Origin of the sequence: Streptomyces sp. NPDC057702, assembly GCF_042799315.1 — a bacterium.
GTDB lineage: Bacteria > Actinomycetota > Actinomycetes > Streptomycetales > Streptomycetaceae > Streptomyces.
The window spans coordinates 95,812-116,019 of the sequence record NZ_JBHVJC010000022.1 but is presented as its reverse complement, the minus strand read 5'-3'; the positions used below and the strand labels follow the sequence as shown (position 1 = coordinate 116,019).

At 72.3% G+C, this 20,208-nt stretch carries 13 protein-coding genes; 7 read left to right on the top strand and 6 right to left on the bottom strand.

Going from position 1 to position 20,208, the window contains the following annotated elements:
* The gene (locus ACFVFR_RS18625; RefSeq protein WP_383702829.1) at positions 1-4,305 is read right to left on the bottom strand and encodes a nitrate- and nitrite sensing domain-containing protein; all 4,305 of its coding nucleotides are present in this window, start codon (positions 4,303-4,305) and stop codon (positions 1-3) included.
* Positions 4,306-4,822: 517 nt separating this feature from the next.
* Between ACFVFR_RS18625 and ACFVFR_RS18620 the strand changes: the two genes are divergently transcribed.
* Complete coding sequence (locus tag ACFVFR_RS18620; protein ID WP_383702827.1) at positions 4,823-5,668, top strand: hypothetical protein; 846 nt, start codon at positions 4,823-4,825, stop codon at positions 5,666-5,668.
* 211 nt (positions 5,669-5,879) lie between these two features.
* On the opposite strand, the gene ACFVFR_RS18615 is transcribed toward ACFVFR_RS18620, so the two are convergent.
* Positions 5,880-6,428: a MarR family winged helix-turn-helix transcriptional regulator gene (locus tag ACFVFR_RS18615; RefSeq protein ID WP_383702825.1), complete on the bottom strand. Its 549-nt coding sequence runs from the start codon at positions 6,426-6,428 to the stop codon at positions 5,880-5,882.
* A 208-nt stretch (positions 6,429-6,636) separates the two neighbouring features.
* On the opposite strand from ACFVFR_RS18615, the gene ACFVFR_RS18610 reads away from it, so the two are divergent.
* Positions 6,637-7,479, top strand: coding sequence for a lysozyme (locus tag ACFVFR_RS18610; RefSeq protein ID WP_383702823.1), 843 nt, complete (start codon positions 6,637-6,639; stop codon positions 7,477-7,479).
* A gap of 366 nt (positions 7,480-7,845) precedes the next feature.
* Entirely contained in the window at positions 7,846-8,430 is a 585-nt protein-coding gene (locus ACFVFR_RS18605; protein WP_383702821.1) for a TetR/AcrR family transcriptional regulator, read from the top strand.
* Between the two features lie 407 nt (positions 8,431-8,837).
* On the opposite strand, the gene ACFVFR_RS18600 is transcribed toward ACFVFR_RS18605, so the two are convergent.
* Together ACFVFR_RS18600 and lon are read right to left on the bottom strand one after the other, a co-directional pair.
* Positions 8,838-9,431: an NAD(P)H-dependent oxidoreductase gene (locus ACFVFR_RS18600; RefSeq protein WP_383702819.1), complete on the bottom strand. Its 594-nt coding sequence runs from the start codon at positions 9,429-9,431 to the stop codon at positions 8,838-8,840.
* A 559-nt stretch (positions 9,432-9,990) separates the two neighbouring features.
* Positions 9,991-12,444, bottom strand: coding sequence for an endopeptidase La (gene lon / locus ACFVFR_RS18595; RefSeq protein WP_383702817.1), 2,454 nt, complete (start codon positions 12,442-12,444; stop codon positions 9,991-9,993).
* Between the two features lie 509 nt (positions 12,445-12,953).
* Here lon and ACFVFR_RS18590 point away from each other — a divergent pair.
* The 3 genes from ACFVFR_RS18590 (at position 12,954) to ACFVFR_RS18580 (ending at position 17,206) form a co-directional block, all read left to right on the top strand.
* Positions 12,954-15,191, top strand: coding sequence for an MMPL family transporter (locus tag ACFVFR_RS18590; RefSeq protein WP_383702815.1), 2,238 nt, complete (start codon positions 12,954-12,956; stop codon positions 15,189-15,191).
* A 111-nt stretch (positions 15,192-15,302) separates the two neighbouring features.
* Entirely contained in the window at positions 15,303-16,529 is a 1,227-nt protein-coding gene (locus tag ACFVFR_RS18585; protein ID WP_383702813.1) for a sensor histidine kinase, read from the top strand.
* Positions 16,526-17,206, top strand: coding sequence for a response regulator (locus ACFVFR_RS18580; protein WP_383702811.1), 681 nt, complete (start codon positions 16,526-16,528; stop codon positions 17,204-17,206). Before ACFVFR_RS18585 ends, ACFVFR_RS18580 begins: the two co-directional genes overlap by 4 nt.
* Positions 17,207-17,602: 396 nt before the next feature.
* On the opposite strand, the gene ACFVFR_RS18575 is transcribed toward ACFVFR_RS18580, so the two are convergent.
* The gene (locus ACFVFR_RS18575; RefSeq protein ID WP_383702809.1) at positions 17,603-17,992 is read right to left on the bottom strand and encodes a VOC family protein; all 390 of its coding nucleotides are present in this window, start codon (positions 17,990-17,992) and stop codon (positions 17,603-17,605) included.
* A 171-nt stretch (positions 17,993-18,163) separates the two neighbouring features.
* Here ACFVFR_RS18575 and ACFVFR_RS18570 point away from each other — a divergent pair, with 171 nt between their 5' ends.
* On the top strand, positions 18,164-18,865 hold the full coding sequence (locus ACFVFR_RS18570) for a winged helix-turn-helix transcriptional regulator (RefSeq protein ID WP_383702807.1): 702 nt from the start codon (positions 18,164-18,166) through the stop codon (positions 18,863-18,865).
* Between the two features lie 241 nt (positions 18,866-19,106).
* Here the strand turns inward: ACFVFR_RS18570 and ACFVFR_RS18565 are convergent, their stop codons facing one another.
* Positions 19,107-19,709: a rhomboid-like protein gene (locus ACFVFR_RS18565; protein WP_383702907.1), complete on the bottom strand. Its 603-nt coding sequence runs from the start codon at positions 19,707-19,709 to the stop codon at positions 19,107-19,109.
* Positions 19,710-20,208: the final 499 nt, after the last annotated feature.

Sequence of the window (20,208 nt, the reverse complement as noted above, 5' to 3'; positions counted from 1 at the left end):
TCAACTGCGTGCCTCCTCGACGGTTTCACCCTCGCCCAGCGCCCCCGCTTGGTGTTGCGTGTGCCCTTGTCCCGGCTGTCGTTCCGCGGCCGGTCGACCGTGCGGCGGCTGGTCGTACCGCTCCTGGTCGTACGACGACCGCTGCCGTCGATCCTCGTCGTGCGCGAGCGGATCGGACCGCTCCTCCCCCGCCGCCCCGGACGACACCTGGCCCTCCGCCGGCCACTCCGCGCCGCCCGCCCCGGGCGCCTCCTCCCGCGCCCGCCCCCGCGTCGGCTCCCCCGGCCCCGATTGCCGCGCCACCGGCTGGTGGGTGGCGGGCCGGGAGGGCTCGGGTGGGTCGTACGTCCGCTCCTGGTGCGACGCCGGGTCCCGCGCGAGCTGGCTCCGCGCCGGCACGCCGCTGGGCGCCGCGTGAGGCGGCGCGGGCGACGGCTGTCCGTGCGCGAACTCGGCGGAGGGCCCCTGATCCGGGGTGGGTTCGGCGTGCGGTGGCTGGTGGTACGACGGCTGCTTCCGCACGGGCGAGGCCGAATCGTCCCGCACGGACTGGTCGTACGGCGAGCCGCCCGGTGCGCGCCGCGCGTGCGGCGGTTGCCCCGGTGCCGGCTCGGTTGGCCCCGCCCACGGCGCGGCCTGGTCCGCGAACGGCTGGCGTAGTCCTCTCTCGCCCGAGGGCTGGCCGAACAGGGAGCCGGGGCGCGGCGGCTCCGGCTGACTCGACCGCGGTGACCGGTCATCCGGCTGGTCCGCTGGGGCGGTGCCCCGCTGGGCGGCGATCCGCTCCGCGATCTCCGTCTCGGCGTCCCGACGGCCGTCCCGCGCGCCCCGTTGGAAGCCGCCGAGGCGCTGCCGCAGGGCCTCGGCGTCGACCTTGCCGCGCTCGCCCGGCACGGGCCTGCGCGGAGCGACCACCCGAGGCGTCCGCTTGGGCAACCCCTTGTCGGTACGCGGCCCGTCGTGCGGGAGCGCGTCGGCGTCGGACTCGTCCAGACGGGTCGGGGCGGCCCGAAACCCTTCGGTGCCGGCCTGGTCGGGCTGGGCCCAGGTGGCGCGGAACCCTTCGGCGGGGGCACCGTCGAGGCCGGGTCCGGCTCCGTCGGGTGCGCTCGCCGTGGCGAGGCTCGTCGCGTCGAACAGGTCGGCCGTGGCGGGGTCCGCCGGGCGTGCGTCCGCCGCGTACGGGGCCGGCGCTGGCCACGGGTCCACGGACTCCGGACCCGCCGGCGACGGGGAGGCCGCCTCGCGGAGCGTCGAACGCTCGATGGCGCGCTCGGCCGCGACCACCATCGGGTCGCGCTCCGGCCCGCCTGCACGGTCGGCTACCGCATCCGGCTTGGTGGGGTCGGCCTCCGCCCCGCGCGGCGCCGGGGGCGACGGGCGCGCACCCGGTGCCGAAGGTCCCGACGGTTCGCCGGCCGTGCCGCGCCCACGGGCCCGGCGCGGCGGAGCGTCCCACGGCTCGTCGGGCTGCCCGCCGTCCCGCGCGCTGGCGGGCGGCAGCGCCGCCGCGCCCGGCCCGGGCGCCTCCGGCTCCTCCGTACGCGCCGGAGCCTCTTCGGGGCCGGGCCCCCACGGCTCGCCCGTCCACGGCATGGGGCGGGCCTCCCCCGGCCGGTAGTGCTCCGGGTGCTCGCGCCCACCGGGCTGAGCGGGCCGCGAAGGGGACTGGGCGGGCTGCGACGCGCGCGCGGGCTGGGCCGGACGCGGGCCCTGGCCGCGTCGGCGCCCGGTCGGGTGACCGACCCCCGGCGGTCCGTCGGCGCGGTCACCGGCGTCCGGCGCCGACGCGACACCGGACACACGCGTGGCCGTCCCGGGCCCCGTGAAGGTCGCCCCCCTCGGCACACCCGCGCCGTCCTGGTCGTACGCCTCACCCTGGCCACGCGCTCCGTCCGCCCCCCGTGACGCGCTCTCGGCCCGCCCGCGCGCGTCGCGGCGGTGCGCGCCACGCCCACCCGACTCGGCAGCGGGGCCCGGCGGCACGAGGCCGTACGGCTCGGGGCCCGGGCTCGCGGGGTCGCGGGGCACCGCGTCGTGGGGCGCGGCGTCGCGGGGCGTCGCGGGGCGAGCGGTGGCGTCGCGGGGCGCGGGGACGTGGGCCCCGGGTGCACCGGGGGTCGGGGGCCGGCGCGCGGGGGCGGCGTGTGGCATCGGCTCCGCGCCGGACTCGGCGGCGACGGGCTCGTGCGCCACGGGCTCGTGCGCCGTCCGCGAGGCGGCCGGGTCGTACGCGTCGGGGTGGTCCGTGAGCGCTGGCCGAGCCTGCGCTGTCCGGCTCTCCGGGGGCAGCGCGGCGGGTGCCACCGCGCCGAGTTGGGCCTGGCCGCCGCTCGCCGGGCCAGGCGCGTCCGTACGCAGCACCACCGGACGCACACCACCGGCGGCGGGCACCGGCTCCGGCAGGATCTGCCGGGGCAGCACGACGACCGCCGTGACCCCGCCCTGCTTCTGCTCGCGCAACTGGACCCGGACGCCGTGCCGGGCGGCGAGCCTGGTGACCACGTAGAGCCCCAGCCCCAACGGGTCCGCCGGCTGCGGGCCCTGACAGTAGTCCGGCACGGGGTCGGCGAGCCGGGTGTTCAGCTCCTCGAAGCGATCCGCCGTCATGCCGATGCCCTCGTCCTGCACCGAGAGCATCACCTCGCCGCTCTCCATGAGCCAGCCGGAGACCAGCACCTCGGTACTGGGCGGGGAGAACACGGTGGCGTTCTCCAGCAGTTCGGCGACCAGGTGACTGACGCTGTCCGCCGCGAACCCCGCGACCTGCGCCTGCGGCGGCAGCGCCTGGATACGGACGCGCTGGTACCGCTCCACCTCGCTGATGGCGGCACGCAGCACATCGAGCAGGGACACCGGGCCCGGATGGTTGGACTGACGCTCGGAACCCGCGATGACCAGAAGGTTCTCGCTGTAGCGGCGCATCCCGGTGGCCAGGTGGTCGATCGTGAAGAGGGTGTCGAGCCGCTCCGGGTCCTGCTCGCTCTCCTCCATCGTCTCGATGACGGCCAACTGCCGCTCCACCAGACCCAGGGTCCGCAGCGCGAGGTTCACGAAGCTGCTGTGCACCCGGTCGCGCAGACCGCTCAGCCGGCTCTCGACCTCGTCCTTGAGCCGCCGCAGCTCCTCGCACTCCTGCCGGACCTCGGCGATCTGCGCGGCGAGGTGCTGGCGCTCCTCGATGAGGTGTCCGCGTTCGGCGGCGAGTTTGGCCACCCGGGCACGCTGGCTACCGAGCCCCTCGTGGAGCGCGTTCAGCGAGACCACGACCGAGGCGAACTCGTCCCCGCGCGCCGCGTCCCGGCGTCCGAGCGTCACCGGCGCGACCCCGGCCGGGTCCTCGGCCAGCCGTCGGGCGCCCGCGCCGAGCGCCGCGAGCGGACGCGTCACCGAACGGATCGCGTACAGCCCGACGACGACCGCGAGCAGCAGGCACGCCAGGAGCAGGGCGGCCCGCAGTTCCAGCGCGGTGACCTCGTCGTCGCGCGCGCCCTCGGTACGCGTCAGACCGTCGGCGGTCAACGCGGTCTCGACGCCACGCATCCGGTCGATCCGGGCGGTGAGCGCCGTGGCGACCCGTTCCCGGTCGAGCGCCAGGTCGTCGGCGGAGAGCCGGGGGGCGTCGGTGAGCCGGTCCAGATAGCGCTCGGCCGCGGCGACCTCGGCGCCGGACACGGCGCGCGCGTGGCGCTCGCGGACGCGCCTGGGCGCCGTCTGGGTGAGGTCGGCGAGCGCCACCTCCTCACCGAGCCGGGTGCGCTGCGCGGCGGCGGTGAGGTCCGGCTGACGCCCGCCGGAGGCCAGGGCCCCGAGCAGCAGGGCCCGGCTGCCGGACGCCTGCTCCACGACCCGGCCGAGCGGACCGAGGACACCGGGATCGGCCACGCCCGCGGCCCGGTGCAGGGCCCGCACGGTCCCGGTGTACGCCTCGAAGGTCTCGGCCGCCGAACCGGGCCCCGACAGCGCCCGCTGACGGATCCTCGGCAGGTCACCGAGGCGCTTGGTGGCGTTGGCGAAGGTCACGGAGGCGTCGCTGGCACTGCCGCGCAGTTCCCCTATCTGCCGATCGACCCGGGCGCGCACCGCTTTCGAGGCGCCCGCGCCCAGGGCCGCGGATCGCCCCGTCGCGACGTACTCCGTCATGGCGTCGCGCTCGTCGGCCAGCGAGTGGGCCAGGGCGACGGCGGCGACGGCGGCCTCGGCGCGGTCCACGCGGCGCTGTGCCTCGTGGACGTCGTCGTTCGCCGTGACGATGACAGGCGCCCCGGCCGCGACGACCGTGGCGGCGACCACGGTGATGGACACGACGAGCCGACTACGCACCCGCGCCCGCTGCCCCGGCACGGGGTTCCGCTCGCCTCGACTGCCCTTGCCGCCCCGAAGCCGTCTCTTCCGCACCGGTGCCCACATTCTTCTCTCGCCCGACCCGCCGTGGTTCCAGGAGGTGACGACAGCTCCGCAGGTGCTCTGGGGCCGTGCGCTCGACCGTGCGATCTCGCACGCGGGCCCACTCCTGGTACGGAAACCGACCTTTCCAGTACCGCTGTGCGGCAGGCACCCATCGACAGCCCGGCCACTCGAACGAGTGAACATCAATCGGAAGTTGGCCATCAACTTGCGCCACGGTCCGCACATGCGCGCTGACTCGACCAAGTGGAAAAGCCCACGGTGCCCTGACAGGATGCCCGCCCGCAGATTTTCCAGGACCCGTTCCATCCGATTTCACCTCCCGGATACCACCTGGAATTCATTGGTATGGGCCAATAAGCAGGCCCCTTTCGGTCGCCGGCCGACTCGAATAGCCGTACGGCAGACTTGCCTCATGCGCCTCGACCTCACCACCACCCCCGGGGACCCTCAACGCCCCAACGAGGACTACGCGTCCCTGGCCCTCCCGGCATCCGGGCAGGGTGGAGCGCTGGTACTACTCGACGGCGTCACCCCGCCGCCCGACCCGTACGGGTGCGACCACTCGGTCCCCTGGTTCACCTCCCGCCTGGGCGGCGCGCTCCTCGAACTGTCCGGATCGCGACGCGACATGACCCTCGCGGACTGCCTGGCGGTCGCGATCACCCGAACCGCCGACGTCCACCGCGACACGTGTGACCTTTCTCACGTTCGCACGCCGCAGGCGACCGTGATCGTCGTCCGCTGGGACGCCGCGATCGTCGAGCATCTGGTGCTCTCCGACTCCTCCCTGCTCGTCGAGGCGCCCGACGGCACCGTGACACCGGCACTCGACCCACGCCTTGACGAGCTGCCAGTTCGCGTACGGGCACTGGGCAGGGCCGCCAGCGTGCTCCCTCGCGGGTCGGTCGAGCGCCGCACGGCGAGCGCCGCGTACGGACGCGCGGTCGAGGCGTTGCGCAACGCCGAAGGCGGCTTCTTCACCGCCGCCGCCGACCCGGACGTGGCCCGCCGCGCCGTGACCGGCACCACCCCGCGCGCGGCGGTCAGGGCCCTCGCGGCCCTCAGCGACGGGGCCACGCGCTGGGTCGAGATCTTCCGCGAGGGCGACTGGACGGAGGCCTTCGCCGTCCTCCGCAAGGAGGGGACCCAGGCCCTGATCGACCGGGTGCGGGCAGCGGAGGACGCGGACCCGGACGGCGAGGCGTTCCCCCGGGGCAAGCGACACGACGACGCCACGGCGATCTACGCCGAGTTCTGACGCCCACCGCCAGGCCCCTCCCGGGCCCCTACCCCGGGAGGGGCAGCGAGGACGAGGCGGGGCGAGGCGCGGGCTCGGGACGCGGAGCGCGGTGCGCCCCGAGCGAGTCGATCCGAACGGTCGACGAGGCGACAGCACGGGCCAGGGAGGGCCATAGGTCGGCCGGGCCGCCCCCGGAACAGGCGGGGTGAGGCGAGCCGGGGCGAGGCGGCTACTCGCTGTGGGCGGTGACCTCGGGGTCCGGGCGCGGAGGCGCTATCTGTCCGGGCGCGGCCGGCTCGGCCTCGTGGCCGCTGTTGAGCCGATGGAGGAGCCGAGCGAGCTCCGCCACCTCCGTGCGCTCCCACCCCTCCAGGCGTTGGGCGTAGCGCGCCCGCAACCCGTTGCGCACCCGGGTGTACCTGACCCTGCCCTCCTCCGTCAGATGGACCAACCAGGCCCGCCCGTCGCCCGGGTCAGGCGCCCTGGCGATGAGGCCGAGCGTTTCCAGTGCCCTCAGCTGGCGGCTCATGGTCGCCTTGCCGACACCGAAGTAGGCGGCCAGGTCCGTGGCCCGCAACTGCCCCGCGTCCCCGAGTCGAGCCAACAACCCGTATGCGGCGGGCTCCAGATCGGGGTGCACCTCTCGCGCCATCTCGCCCAGGTTCGCGCGAGCTCGACGGAGAAAGACGGACAACTCACGCTCAAGCGCGAGAAAGGCGCTGTCGACCCCCGCCCGGCCCTCGCCGTCGGCGACTCCCCCGACCCCGGTGTTGTGCACGTCAGCACCTCTTCGGCTTTTCCACACGCGAAAGTTTCGTCGTGCCGCGACGCGCCGCCACGGCTCCGCCAGTATTTTGCAGGAATACACCGGGGTTCCACCTAGGACCTCTTCCCCTCTCGCCATCTACGCCCGTAGAGTTGGTTATGACATGGTCATTCCAAAGCCATGTCCCCAGTCCCCCACCGAGGCCATCGGAGGCATGCCCATGCCCGCGTTCAGACCCGGTTCCCCCCGCCGCTCCCTCACCGCAGTGGTCGGGTTTCTCGCAACGTTCCTCGCCATGACGATCGCGTTCACCCTGCCCGGCGCGGCTACCGCCGCCGAGCGGCCCATTCCGCACCCGGAAAAGGACTGGATGGGCTCCACCATCCTGGAGCGCGAGGGCGGCAACCCGAACAGCTCACCCCCCTCCTCCCGCGCCGCCTCCGTCGAGGGTGTCGACGTCAGTAGCCACCAGGGCAACGTCAACTGGTCCTCGCTGTGGAACAGCGGGGTGCGCTGGACGTACGTCAAGGCCACCGAGGGCACGACGTACAAGAACCCGGACTTCGCCCAGCAGTACAACGGCTCCTACAACGTTGGCATGATCCGTGGTGCCTACCACTTCGCGTTGCCCGACGTCTCCAGCGGCGCCCAACAGGCAAACTACTTCGCCAGCAATGGTGGCGGCTGGTCGGGCGACGGTAAGACCCTTCCCGGTGCGCTTGACCTGGAATACAACCCGTATGGCGCCACGTGCTACGGCCTGAGCCAGAGCGCGATGGTCAACTGGGTGCGCGACTTCTTCAACACCTACAAGGCACGCACCGGTCGCGACGCCGTCATCTACACGTCCACCAGCTGGTGGAAGACCTGCACGGGCAATTACGCGGGCTTCGGCAACACGAATCCGCTGTGGGTTCCGCGCTATGGGTCGTCGGTGGGTGAACTTCCCGCCGGATGGGGCTTCCAGACCATGTGGCAGTACACCTCCACGGGCCCGATCGTTGGCGATCACAATCGGTTCAACGGTGCATATGACCGTCTCCAGGCTCTCGCCAAAGGCTAACCAGCCGCGCTCACGCTGCGACATCCCATAGCGGACGTCCCCGCACGGCTCCCTGGTCACCCCGCTCCCCCGGCGGCGCGTGAGATCGCATGCGACGCCCTCCCCCGGCGTCCGTGAGCGACCCGCGCCCCCCGCGCCACACGGCCCCTCTCGCCCCGCGCGAGAGGGGCCGCTTCCGTCCCGCGCCACCCCGCCCCACACCGTCGGCCCCCTACGCCTCTCGTGACCCGTGCCAGTGCGTCCCAACTCACCCATACGGACAGGTCTGTCTGTATCCTTGGGGCGTTGGCGTTGGCCCCGGACGCGCACCCCTGACGGCGGCGGGCCGCCACCCGAACCAGGCACCCACCTCGTGGAGCGTGACGCATGGCTGGCAAGCGGTCTCCCGCCCGGAGTCGGATTCTGGATGCGGCGACGGAGTTGTTCAACGCTCACGGTGTACGCGGTGTGGGCGTGGATCGCATCATCGCCGAATCCGGTGTCGCCAAGGCGACTCTCTACTCTCACTTTCGCTCCAAGGACGATCTCGTCATCGCTTATCTGCACGGCGCCGACGGGATGTGGCGCAGTGCGCTCCAGGAGGCCGCGACCAGCGCCGGCGCCGACCCCCGGGAGCAGCTGCTCGGCCTGTTCGACGCGCTCCGAGCGGCCACCATCTGCGACGGCTTCCGTGGTTGTGCCTTCATAAACACCGCGAGCGAGACCGAGCCCGGCACCGCCCCACACGCCACCAGCGTCGAGCACAAGCAGGCCGTGCGGGCGTGGTTGAGGGAGCTCACCGCCGCCGCGGGTGCCGAGGACCCGATCCTGCTGGCCCGACAGCTCAGTGTGCTGATCGATGGCGTCATGTCCGCCGCGGCTCTGGAGCCGACACCCGAGTTCACCGAGGCCGCCCGCGCGGCGGCGCGCACCCTGATCACCGTCGCCTGCCCGGACCCCGCCCTGACCTAGCCGGCCTCGGGGTCACCACGCACCGCGCCGGCCCCGCACACCTGGCCGCCCCCGGACGCCCCCGCCGACCCACCCACGCCCGCCCCGAGCAGGCGCCCCGCGTACGGCCCGGGTGTGGCCGGTCGAGAAGGCGCCCGTCGAACCGCCGTCCATGGGCTCTGACCCACGGGCCCCGGCCTCTACGCCCTCACCTCGCGCGTGCGCCCTTCGCCCGCTCCGTCCGGCGACGGCCCACCACTTTCACGGACCGGGCCGCACGCGGGCCCCACACCAGCGCGCACGGCCCTCTCCGAGTGCCGCCACGACGGATGGTGAAGCGGCGGGCGACGCAGAAGGTCCCGGCACAGCGTGGACGCCGTGCCGGGACCCCGGGCGAAGGTGACGACACCCCGGTGTCGTCGTCGCGCTCAGGCGGCCAGGCTCGACTCCTCGGCGGCGGCCGGCGCTATGTGTGACGCTCCCTGCGACGGGCTGGCCTGGAGGAGGGTCCGGTACGCGTCCTGCTGGGCCGCCAGCCCCGCCTCGTCCATCCGCCGCGTGCCGTAGGCGACGAACGGCTCCTCGTAGCGCATGCTGGTCGCCCCGGCCGTCGCGTCGAAGGGCCGCAGCAGGTCCGGCACGGAGTGGCGGTGCACGCCCTCGGGTCCGTACGAGTCGCGAGGCCCGCCTACGGAGGTCGCCACCCGCAGCGACTTGTCCCGCAGGGCGGAACCCTCGCTGCCGTAGGCGAACCCGTACACCAGGACCTCGTCGAGCCACTGCTTGAGCAGGGGCGGCGCCGCGTACCAGTAGAAGGGGAACTGCAGCACGACCCGGTCGTGCGCCCGCAGCAGACCCTGCTCGTGTGCGATGTCGATGCGCGCGTCGGGGTACGTGGCGTACAGGTCATGGACCGTGACGCCGGCAACGCTCCTGGCAGCATCGGCGAGGGCTGTGTTGACGCGCGAGTCAGCCAACTGCGGGTGAGCGAGGACAACCAGGGTGCGGGGCTCGGATGCCACGAAAGTCTCCTGTTTCGGAGGCGATGCGTACGACCGGTGCGGCGAGGCCACACGGAGGATTCGGTAGCAAACAGACAGGTCTGTCTGACGCTTCAAAAGCTAACAGACAGACCTGTCTACCTGTCAAGGTCACAGAGATCATCAACGACTCGTTCACCCTTTCGAGTTGAGGTGCCGTCACTCCAGTCGTCACGGGGTGGCCTGACGCGTCCTTCGAGAACCGTGGTGCTCGCCGTCGTGCGAGGTCAGGAGCCCTCCCACGCGCGGTGAGCCCACCCGCGTGAGGAGCTGCGCCGCTCCGGCGGAAGGCAGCCGCCGGCGTGCCGGGCGCGGCGTACACCAGCCCCTGCCAGGCGTCCGCCGGCCAGCCGCCGCGAGCCCGGACGTCCGGCGCCGGGCCCCGCCTCCGGGTGGCCCCGCGCCGCCCCAGGCGGCCCGCCGCGAGCACCTGACGGTGGCGTCGGCTCAGGCGCTCCGGGCGCCCGGACACGCCGAAGCCGGCGCCCCCCGAGGGAGGGCACCGGCTCGGTCACCGACCGTGGATCATGCTCCGGTCAGCTCAGGCGGCGACCCGCTCTCGGGCGTCCGCGCCCCGCTGCGAGCCGGACTCCGCGGCGGGGCGGAGCGCCAGTTCCAGCACCTGCCGCACGTCCGATACCGGGTGCACGTCCAGCCGATCGAGGATCTCGGCGGGAACGTCGTCCAGGTCGGGCTCGTTCCGCTTGGGAATGATCACCGTCGTGATCCCGGCACGGTGCGCGGCCAGCAGCTTCTGCTTGACCCCGCCGATCGGCAGCACCCGGCCGGTCAGCGACACCTCGCCGGTCATGGCCACATCCGGGCGCACCTGGCGGCCCGACAGCAGCGAGGCGAGCGCCGTGGTCATGGTGATGCCCGCGCTCGGCCCGTCCTTGGGCACCGCACCGGCCGGTACGTGCAGGTGAACGCCGCGCTCCTTCAGGTCGGCGACCGGCAACTCCAGCTCCGCCCCGTGTGAGCGCAGGAAGGAGAGCGCGATCTGCGCGGACTCCTTCATGACGTCGCCCAGCTGGCCCGTCAGCGTGAGCCCCGCCCCGCCCGTCTCGGGGTCGGCCAGCGACGCCTCGACGTAGAGCACGTCCCCACCGGCGCCGGTGACGGCCAGCCCGGTGACCACGCCGGGGACGGCCGTTCGCCGCTCGGCCGGGTCCTGCGCCGCCTCCGGGGTGTGGTGGGGGCGACCGATGAGCGGACGCAGCTCCTCGGGACCGATGGTGAACGGCAGCTCCTGCTCGCCGAGCTCGTGCCGGGCGGCCACCTTGCGCAGCAGGCGCGCCACGGCCCGCTCCAGGTTCCGCACGCCCGCCTCCCTGGTGTACTCCCCCGCCAGCTTGCGCAGCGCCGTGTCCTCCAGCGCGACCTCACCCGGCTCGAGCCCGGCCCGCTCCAACTGGCGCGGCAGCAGGTGGTCACGCGCGATGGTGACCTTCTCGTCCTCGGTGTAGCCGTCGAGGCGCACCACGTCCATCCGGTCCAGCAACGCCTCGGGAATGGCTTCGAGCACGTTGGCGGTGGCCAGGAACACCACGTCGGACAGGTCCAGTTCGACCTCCAGGTAGTGGTCCCGGAAGGTGTGGTTCTGCGCCGGGTCGAGCACTTCGAGGAGCGCGGCGGCCGGATCGCCCCGGAAGTCGGAGCCCACCTTGTCGATCTCGTCGAGCAGGACGACCGGGTTCATGGAGCCGGCCTCCTTGATCGCTCGCACGATCCGGCCCGGCAGGGCACCCACGTAGGTACGTCGGTGGCCCCGGATCTCGGCCTCGTCCCGGACACCGCCCAGCGCGACCCGTACGAACTCGCGCCCCATGGCGCGGGCGACGGACGTCCCGAGCGAGGTCTTGCCGACGCCGGGGGGACCGACGAGCGCGAGCACGGCACCGCCCCGCCGACCTCCCACGACACCGAGCCCACGGTCAGCGCGGCGCTTGCGCACCGCGAGGTACTCGGTGATGCGCTCCTTCACGTCCCGCAGTCCGGCGTGGTCGGCGTCGAGCACCTCCTTGGCACCCCGGATGTCGTACGCGTCCTCGGTCCGCTTGTTCCAGGGGAGTTCGAGAACCGTGTCCAGCCAGGTCCTAATCCAGCCACCTTCGGGGCTCTGGTCGGATGCCCGCTCCAGCTTGTCGACCTCCTTGAGGGCCGCCTCGCGCACCTTCTCCGGCAGGTCAGCGGCCTCGACACGGGCCCGGTAGTCGCCGGTCTCGTCCTCGCTGTCGCCCTTGAGCTCGGCGAGTTCCTTGCGTACGGCCTCAAGCTGGCGGTGCAGCAGGAACTCGCGCTGCTGCTTGTCGACACCGTCCTGCACGTCCTTGGCGATGGACTCGGCCACGTCCTGCTCGGCCAGGTGCTCGCGGAGCCAGCCCATGGCGAGCTTGAGGCGTGCCACCGGGTCGAGGGTCTCCAGGAGCTCCAGCCGCTGGGCGAGCGTGAGGAAGGGCAGGTATCCGGAGTTGTCGGCGAGCTGCGAGACGTCGTCGATCTGCTGGACCCGGTCCACCACCTGCCAGGCACCGCGCTTGCGCAGCCAGCTCGTGGCCAGCGCCTTGTACTCCTTCATCAGTTCGGCCTGGGAACCGGGCGAGAGGTCGCTGGCGTCCGGCCCGGCCTCCTCCACCGGAGTGCCTTCGATCCACAGCGCCGCCCCGGGCCCGGTGGTCCCGGCGCCGACGCGGACGCGGTGCACGCCGCGGATGAGCGCGCCGGGGTCGCCGTCGGAGAGGCGGCCCACCTGCTCGACCGTGCCGAGCGTGCCCACCCCCGCGTACGTCCCCTCGACCCTGGGCACCAGCAGCACCTGCGGCTTCCCCGTGCTTCCGGTGCCGTTTCCGCTGGACCTGGCGGCGGCCTGGGCCGCTTCCACCGCGGCGCGTACGTCCGCGTCCGTCAGGTCGAGCGGCACCACCATGCCGGGCAGCACGACCTCGTCGTCGAGCGGCAGCACGGGCAGAGTGAGCGGTGTAGACAGCGAAGCCATGATCTCCCCTTCGGCAGGCAAGTTGAGCTACTCAGACTCAATGCATCTGAGGCTCCTCATGTTCCCCACAGCGTGTTCGCTGTGAGCGATCAGGCCCCTGCCGCCCCGCCCTGTGCTCTCCAACCGGTCACTGTGCCGCTTTAGTCCATGTGTGTCCGGTGCCGAGCGGGGTGGTCTTGCGGTGCGGGCGGCACGAGCTGGCGTGGGCCGGGCGGGAGAGGGTGTCGGGCGGGATCGGCGGTCCAACAGCGGCGGGGACGCGATCTCGAACGCCGGCGCGGGTCCGCGGTGACCTGGGCCAGGACCGGCGAGCCGGAACATCGACCTCGCCCGGTGGACGGGTGCCACGGCGCGCGGGGGCCGGGTGGGTCGCGCGAACGTATACCGCGATCGCGGTAGGTGGTCGTGCGGATTCAGTACACCGGGATGCCCGTAGCCGCACGACGACGGAGCGGGTCTCCCCGGGCGAGCCTTGACCGGTCATCGCTTGTGGAGAGGGAGACCCTGACGTGGCGACATTTCTGTATCGGCTCGGCCTCGGCGCATTTCGACGCCGTGGCCGGGTCCTCCTGATATGGCTGGGGGTGCTGGCCGCGATCGCGGTGGGCGCCGGACAGGCAGCGGGCCCCTCGGACGAGGAGTTCTCGATGCCGGGGATCGAGTCGCAGAAGGCGTTCGACCTCATGGAGGAGCGCTTTCCCGGAACGGCCGCGGACGGTGCCACCGCCCGGATCGTCTTCGTCGCCCCAAGCGGGCGACAGGTGACCACGGGCGACACCAGGGAGGCCGTCGAGCGCGCGGTGGGCTCGCTGGCCGACGGCCCCCAGGTGGCCGACGTCGCCAACCCGTTCACGTCGGACGCGGTCAGCGAGGACAGCGCGACGGCGTACGCGGTGGTCACCTACAAGGTGGAGTCCTCCGATGTCACCGACGCCAGCCGGGCGGCGGTGGACAAAGCGGCCGAGCAGGCGCGGTCGGCGGGCCTGACGGTGGAGATCGGCGGGTCGGCGATGGACGGCGACGGCGGCCCCGGAGGGACGGCGGAGATCATCGGCCTCGCGGCGGCTGCCGTCGTGCTGCTGCTGTCGTTCGGATCGCTGGCAGCGGCGGGCCTGCCACTGCTCACCGCGATCGTGGGGGTCGCCGTGAGCCTGTTCGGCATCCTGCTGTTGGCGGGACCGCTGGGGCTGTCCGCGGACACGCTCACCCTCGGAATGATGCTGGGCCTCGCGGTGGGCATCGACTACGCCCTGTTCGTGGTCTCCCGCTACCGGGAGGAGCGCGGGCGCGGTCGAACGGCGCAGGACGCGGCGGGAGTGGCGGTGGGGACCGCCGGGTCGGCCGTCGTGTTCGCCGGAGTCACCGTCGTGATCGCGCTGGCGGGCCTGTCGGTGGTCGGCATTCCGACCCTGACGAAGATGGGCCTGGCCGCGGCGGGAGCCGTCGGGGTCGCCGTGCTGGTCGCGTTGACGGTCGTCCCCGCGCTGCTCGGGTACTGGCCCAACGCCGTGCTGGCTCGCGGGGCCCGTGCCCGAGGCGGCGAGCGGGCCACACTCCCGGGCGGCGGCGCGCCGGACACGGAGCGGCGGGACAACCTGGGCACGCGCTGGGCCCGATTCGTTCTGCGCCGCCCGGTGGCCGTACTGGTCGTCAGCGTGGTCGGCCTCGGCGCGCTGGCCATACCGGTGACGTCGTTGCGGCTCGGCATGCCGGGTGACGAGGCCAGGTCCACCGCCACCACTGAGCGGCGGGCCTACGACGCGCTCGCCGAGGGCTTCGGCCCCGGCTTCAACGGCCCGCTGACCATCGTCGTGGACGCGAAGGGGGCGGGCGATCCGCGGGCCGCGGTGCGTACCGTCCGCGATCGGATCAGCGGTACGGACGGCATCGTGTCGGCTTCGCGGGCCAGCTTCAACCAGTCCGGCGACACGGCGATCTTCCGCGCCACCCCGTCGACCAGCCCCACGGACGAGAAGACCAAGGACCTGGTGGAGACCATCCGCCACGGCCGCCCAGAGGTGGAGAAGCGGGCTTCGGCGACGTTCGAGGTGACCGGTACGACCGCGCTGAACATCGACATCGCGGCCAAGGTGCAGTCCGCGCTGGCGCCGTACCTGCTGGTGGTGGGCGGGCTTGCGGTGGTGTTGCTGCTGGTGGTCTTCCGGTCCGTGCTGGTGCCGGTCAAGGCCGCCCTGGGCTTCGTCCTCTCCGTGCTGGCGGCACTGGGTGTGCTGGTGCTGGTCTTCCAGGAAGGGCACGCCGCGGACCTGTTCGGGGTGGAACAGACCGGACCCATCATGAGCCTGATGCCGATCTTCATGATGGGCATCGTCTTCGGACTGGCCATGGACTACGAGGTCTTCCTGGTCTCCCGGATGCGGGAGACCCACGCCCACGGCGAGAGCGCCGACCAGGCGGTCGTGTCCGGGTTCCGGCACAGCGCCCGGGTGGTGACGGCCGCCGCGCTGATCATGATCGCGGTCTTCTCCGGCTTCATCGGGGAGGAGGGGTCGCTGATCAAGATGCTCGGCTTCGGGCTGGCCGCCGCGGTGCTCTTCGACGCCTTCGTGGTCCGGATGGCGATCGTGCCCGCCGTCCTGGCCCTGCTCGGCAACCGGGCCTGGTGGCTGCCGAGATGGCTGGACCGCGTCCTGCCCCGCGTCGACGTGGAGGGCGAGGCGCTCGGCCACGCGCGGCCCACCGGCCCGGGGCCCGACGCGGACCGGCCGGTCACGGCACGCCTCTGACCCGCTCCACCCGTGGGGCCGCCCGAGGAAGACGCCTCGGCGGTCCCACGGGCCCACCCGCCGCGCCATCGGCGACCATAGACCTCGGTACGACCCCACACGGAGAGCGCGATGACCAGCAACCTCGAACGACACGGGGAGCGCCGCGCCCGAGCCACGGACGTGCTCACGGCGGTGGCGTTGTGCGTCTGCACCCTCTTCGGGGCCCGGATCAGCACGTCCGAGTCCTCGCCCCCGCAAGCCCTGTGGCCCGCCTGGATTCTCGTCGTCTCCGGCGCGGCCGTCCTGGCCGCCCGCGGTCACCCACGGGCCACCCTGACGGTCACCGCGACCGCGGCTGCCGTGCTGACCGCTCTGGGGTACCTGCCAAGTCCTCTGCTGCTGGCTCCCGTCATGACCGCCCTGTACTGGCTCGCCGCGCTCACCGATTCGCGCACCACCAACGTGTACGGCTCGGCGACCATGGCTGTACTGGTGGCGACCTCCCTGGCAGCCGCGCCCCTCGGTGATGACTTCATCCTCCGCACCGTGGGCACGATCCTGTGGCTGTTGTTGCCGGTGTCCCTCGGCGGCCGGAGCCGCTTCCGGCGCGCCTACCTCGAATCCGTCAAGGCCCGTGCCGCGCACGCCGAGCACACCCGCGAGGAGGAGGCCCGTCTGCGTGTCGCCGAGGAACGCATGCGCATCGCCCGCGAACTCCACGACGCCGTCGCACACCACATGGCCGTCGCTCACGCCCAGGCCGGGACCGCCGCTCACCTCGCCGTCTCCCATCCCGAACAGACTCGCAAGATCCTCACCGACCTGGTCGGCACCACTACCTCCGCACTGCTCGAACTCCGCGCCACCGTGGGCGTACTGCGTCAGACCGCCGACCCGAACGCCGACCCGCTGGAGCCCACTCCGAGCCTGGACCGCCTACCTGACCTCGTCACAGCCTGCGAATCCGCTGGTCTGAGTGTCGCCGTCACCACGGAGGGCGAGGTGCGGCCCTTGTCTCCGGGAGTGGACCTGACCGTCTACCGCATCATTCAGGAGGCCCTGACCAACGCCACGAAGCACGCGGCCGATCACTCGGCCCACGTCCGGCTCCGCTACGACAGCGCACACCTCCTCATCACTGTCACCAACGGTGCCGCCAGCGGCGGGGCCGTCTCTCCGGTGCTCGGTGGCGGATACGGGCTGATGGGCATGCGCGAACGCGCCCACTCCATCGGCGGCGACCTGCGCGCCGGCCCCCGCTCCGACGGCGGCTTCGAAGTCGCCGCCACCCTGCCCTTCCAACCCCGCACTCCGGCGGAAGCCTCAGCCGGACAACGCCCCGAGGACAACCGTTGATCATCCGCGTGTTGCTCGCCGACGACCAGGCCCTGCTGCGCGGCACCTTCCGACTCCTGATCGACTCCTGTGACGACATGGAGGTCGTCGGCGAGGCCGCTGACGGCCATCAGGCAGTCGAACTCGCCCGCACCCACCAACCCGACGTGGTCCTCATGGATATCCGCATGCCCGGCGCGGACGGTCTCGCCGCCACCGCCGCCATCTGCGAGAACCCCGCGCTCGCCAGCACCCGTGTCCTCATCCTGACCATGTTCGAGACCGAGGAGTACGTCGCCCAGGCGCTGCGCGTGGGCGCCAGCGGCTTCCTCGGCAAGTACGTCACCACGGACGCGCTCCTTGACGGCATCCGTACCGTCGCCGCAGGCGAGGCCCTTCTCTCACCAGGGGCCACGCAAGCCCTGATCACTCGCTTCCTCACTACTCCCACCTCGGGGCCTCCCCTCGCTCCGACCGCGCGCCTCGCCGACCTCACACCCCGCGAGCAGGAGGTCACCGCCCTGGCGGCTCACGGCAAGTCCAACGACGAGATCGCCCGGGAACTCGTCTTGAGCGTCCTGACAGTGCGCACTCACATCCAACGCGCCATGACCAAACTCGGCGCCCGCGACCGCGCCCAACTCGTCGTCATCGCCTACCAGAACGGCCTCGTACGCCCCGAACCCCCCATCGTCTGACCACCAGCGGGGCGAGGCGCCGCCTCGCGAAGGACCGCTCACAACCCGCGGCCAAGCGGCAGCCGTTGCCCTTGGCCTCCCCTCAGAACGCTGGCACGGCCCTCAGGACGGGTCCGAGCAACCGCGCGCGACCACCGTGCGCTCGCCACATGGGGCAACTTCACGGGCCCGCCCAACCCGCGCGACGCCACTACCGCTCAGCCGTCGAGCGCGAGCTTGCGCGGGGAACTCCTGGCGGTGAACTCCTACGCGCTCGGCCCGCACCCCCGTAGCGCGCCGGTGAGGCAACCGTAGGTGCGCACAAGCCCGTTGAGGCGGGCCGCCCCGACGATCGGGACCCACAAGAACGCCGCATGCACGACGGGCCGTCTGCCCGCGCGCGTTCATCCAGGGCCGTCAAGCCTGCGCCGCGTACATCAACTCCCAGACGTGGCCGTCCAGATCCTGGAAGCTACCTCCGTACATCGACCCCTCTTCCATCACCGGCTTCCACGGCTTGCCGCCCGCCGCTATGGCCTGGGCGACCTTCTCGTCCACCTCTTCCCTGGACTCCGTGGACAGACAGGTGATGACCTCTGTGGTCCGCGTGGCGTCGGCGATGTCCCCGTTGATGAAGTCCTTGAAGCGATCCTCCTCGAGAAGCATCACGAAGATGTTCTGCTCGACGACCATGCAGGACGTCTTCGCGTCGGAGAACTCGGCGTTGAACTCGAAGCCCAGCTTTCCGAAGAACTCCACGGATCGCTTGACGTCGCTGACCGGCAGGTTGATGAAGGCCATGCGCATCGCGGTGACTCCTCTACTCGTTGACGGCCCCGGCCACGCCGACCAGGCACCGCGCCGTGCCGCGACCTCCCGCACGCTCCCCGGGAGATCGTGGAACCACCGTAGCCAGTCATAGTCCTAAAAAGCAATCAGGTACTTTTCTTTCGGGAGTTGATCACGTAGACTGACCGCATGGCTACGAAGCGGAGTTATCACGATGCGTGCGGCGTCGCACACGCACTCGATCTGGTGGGCGAGCGCTGGGCCCTCCTGGTGGTTCGGGAACTCCTCCTGGGCCCCAAGCGGTACAGCGATCTGCGGACCGACCTGCCCGGCATCAGCACCAACGTCCTGTCCCACCGACTCGACGAGCTGGAGGAGGCGGGCGTCGTTCACCGGCGCACTCTGCCGCCACCGGCGAGTTCCCGGGTCTACGAACTCACCGAGTGGGGCCTTGAACTGGAGCCGATCATCCGGGACCTCGGCCGCTGGGGCGCCCGCTCCACCACCCAGCAGCGTGACGCACAGATCAGCCCGACCGCGTTCGCCCTCTCCCTCAGGACCAACTTCGACCCCGGAGCCGCCGACGGCGTCCAAGCCGCCTACGAGCTACGCCTGGGGCAACACAGCTTTCACGCAACGGTCGCGGACGGCGTGTTCGAGATCGACAGAGGGTCGGCCGCGGCGCCCGACGCGACAATAGAGGGCCCCCCTGGCGCGCTGGCCTCCGTCATATACGGCGGGCGCGATCTGGCCGACGCGACGCGGGCGAGCGACCTGGCCATAGAGGGCAACCTGACGGCAGTCGAGCGCTTCCTCTCCCTCTTCCCGCTCCCCGAGCCGGTCGCCGCACCCGACCGTGAGCAGCCGAGTCGCCATACCAACCACTCATGACATGACTTCGTACGACGAAGAGGGCAGCTCACATCAAGGGTGGTGCGGAAGGGCACCTCCCGGTCGGCCCACCGGACAACCCCCAGCCGTCACGCTCCGGGTGCCGCAACCCAGCCGGTCCGCGTCAGACTCGGGCGGGGGACACGAGGCCAGCGCCACGCCTCAGGCCCTGCCGGAAAGAACCTCGCGCGTCGGCCGGAACAGCACCCTCCGCCCCCAGCAGCCGCCCCCCTGACGATCGCTACTGCCCAGGGCCTCTGGTCGCCCGCCCGCGCAACGGGGACCAGCAGGACAGGCCGATGAGCATGGCGAAGGCGTGGCCCCAGTTCGTGAGGGGATCGGCGAGCTCGACCAGATCAAGGGTGAGCACCGCACCCAGCACACCCACCACGACCCACCGAATCCCGCGCGAGAAGAGACCCGTCAGCGCGGCCAGACTCGTCAACAACCCATAGCTGATCCCGTAGTCGAGCCGATCGAGAGAGCTGGGAGGAAGGTGACCGGACGCGACCAACGCGGCAATCGGCAGCTCAGTGAACAGAGTGGCCAGCACATGCCCGAGCGCGAAGACCCCGGCCGCGCGCCAACTGCCCACCCTCCGCTCCAACGCGCCCAACACGAAGAGGAACAACACGATGGAAGGTGACGCGAGCCCACCTGCCACCCACATACCGCTGGCCGCCAGGGCGAGCAGCGGCCGGTGCGTGAGGTTCGAGGCGTCGGAACTCGAACCCTGCAGAGCCCCGTCCACCGCACCCGGCTCACCGAAGGCTACGAACAGGCCAGTGGCGAGAAGGAGGACCGTGTAGAAGAACGTGAAAGGCGTACGGGTCGGTGTCGGCAGAGCCGTCGCGCACCGCCTGCCCCAGCCGAGGGCCCCGCGTCGAGCGCGCGTCCCGCACTGCCCGAGGCTCGCCTTCCACTCCGTCCGATCCGGCGCCAGTCGCTTGGGGTGCGAGCGCCATGGATACCGGCCCTCACGCGATGACGTGCGGTGGGGGGGAGCGCCGAGGCGAGGGGTGCTCGCTGTTGGGGCCACCACGTTCGTCACGGCGGGCGTCGGCTTCAGCGGCGCGCGAGGAGCGGTGCCCACCGTGGGAGTGACAGAGCGGGAGGGGATGCACCTGACGAGGAGAGGCGGTGTCACACGCGCCGGGATGACTGGCCGAGTGGCCGCAGACCGGGAGGTCGTGGCGCTGGCAATCGCCAGCCGGGAGGTTGGGGCGTCGGGCTCGTGCGGCGGGACAGGGAGGCCGGCGGGGCGAGCCGCGCCGGGCGCCTCGGAGGTGGGCCGCAGGATCGGACCGGCGGAGCCGCTCGGTCGGAGCTCGCGCCGCACGACG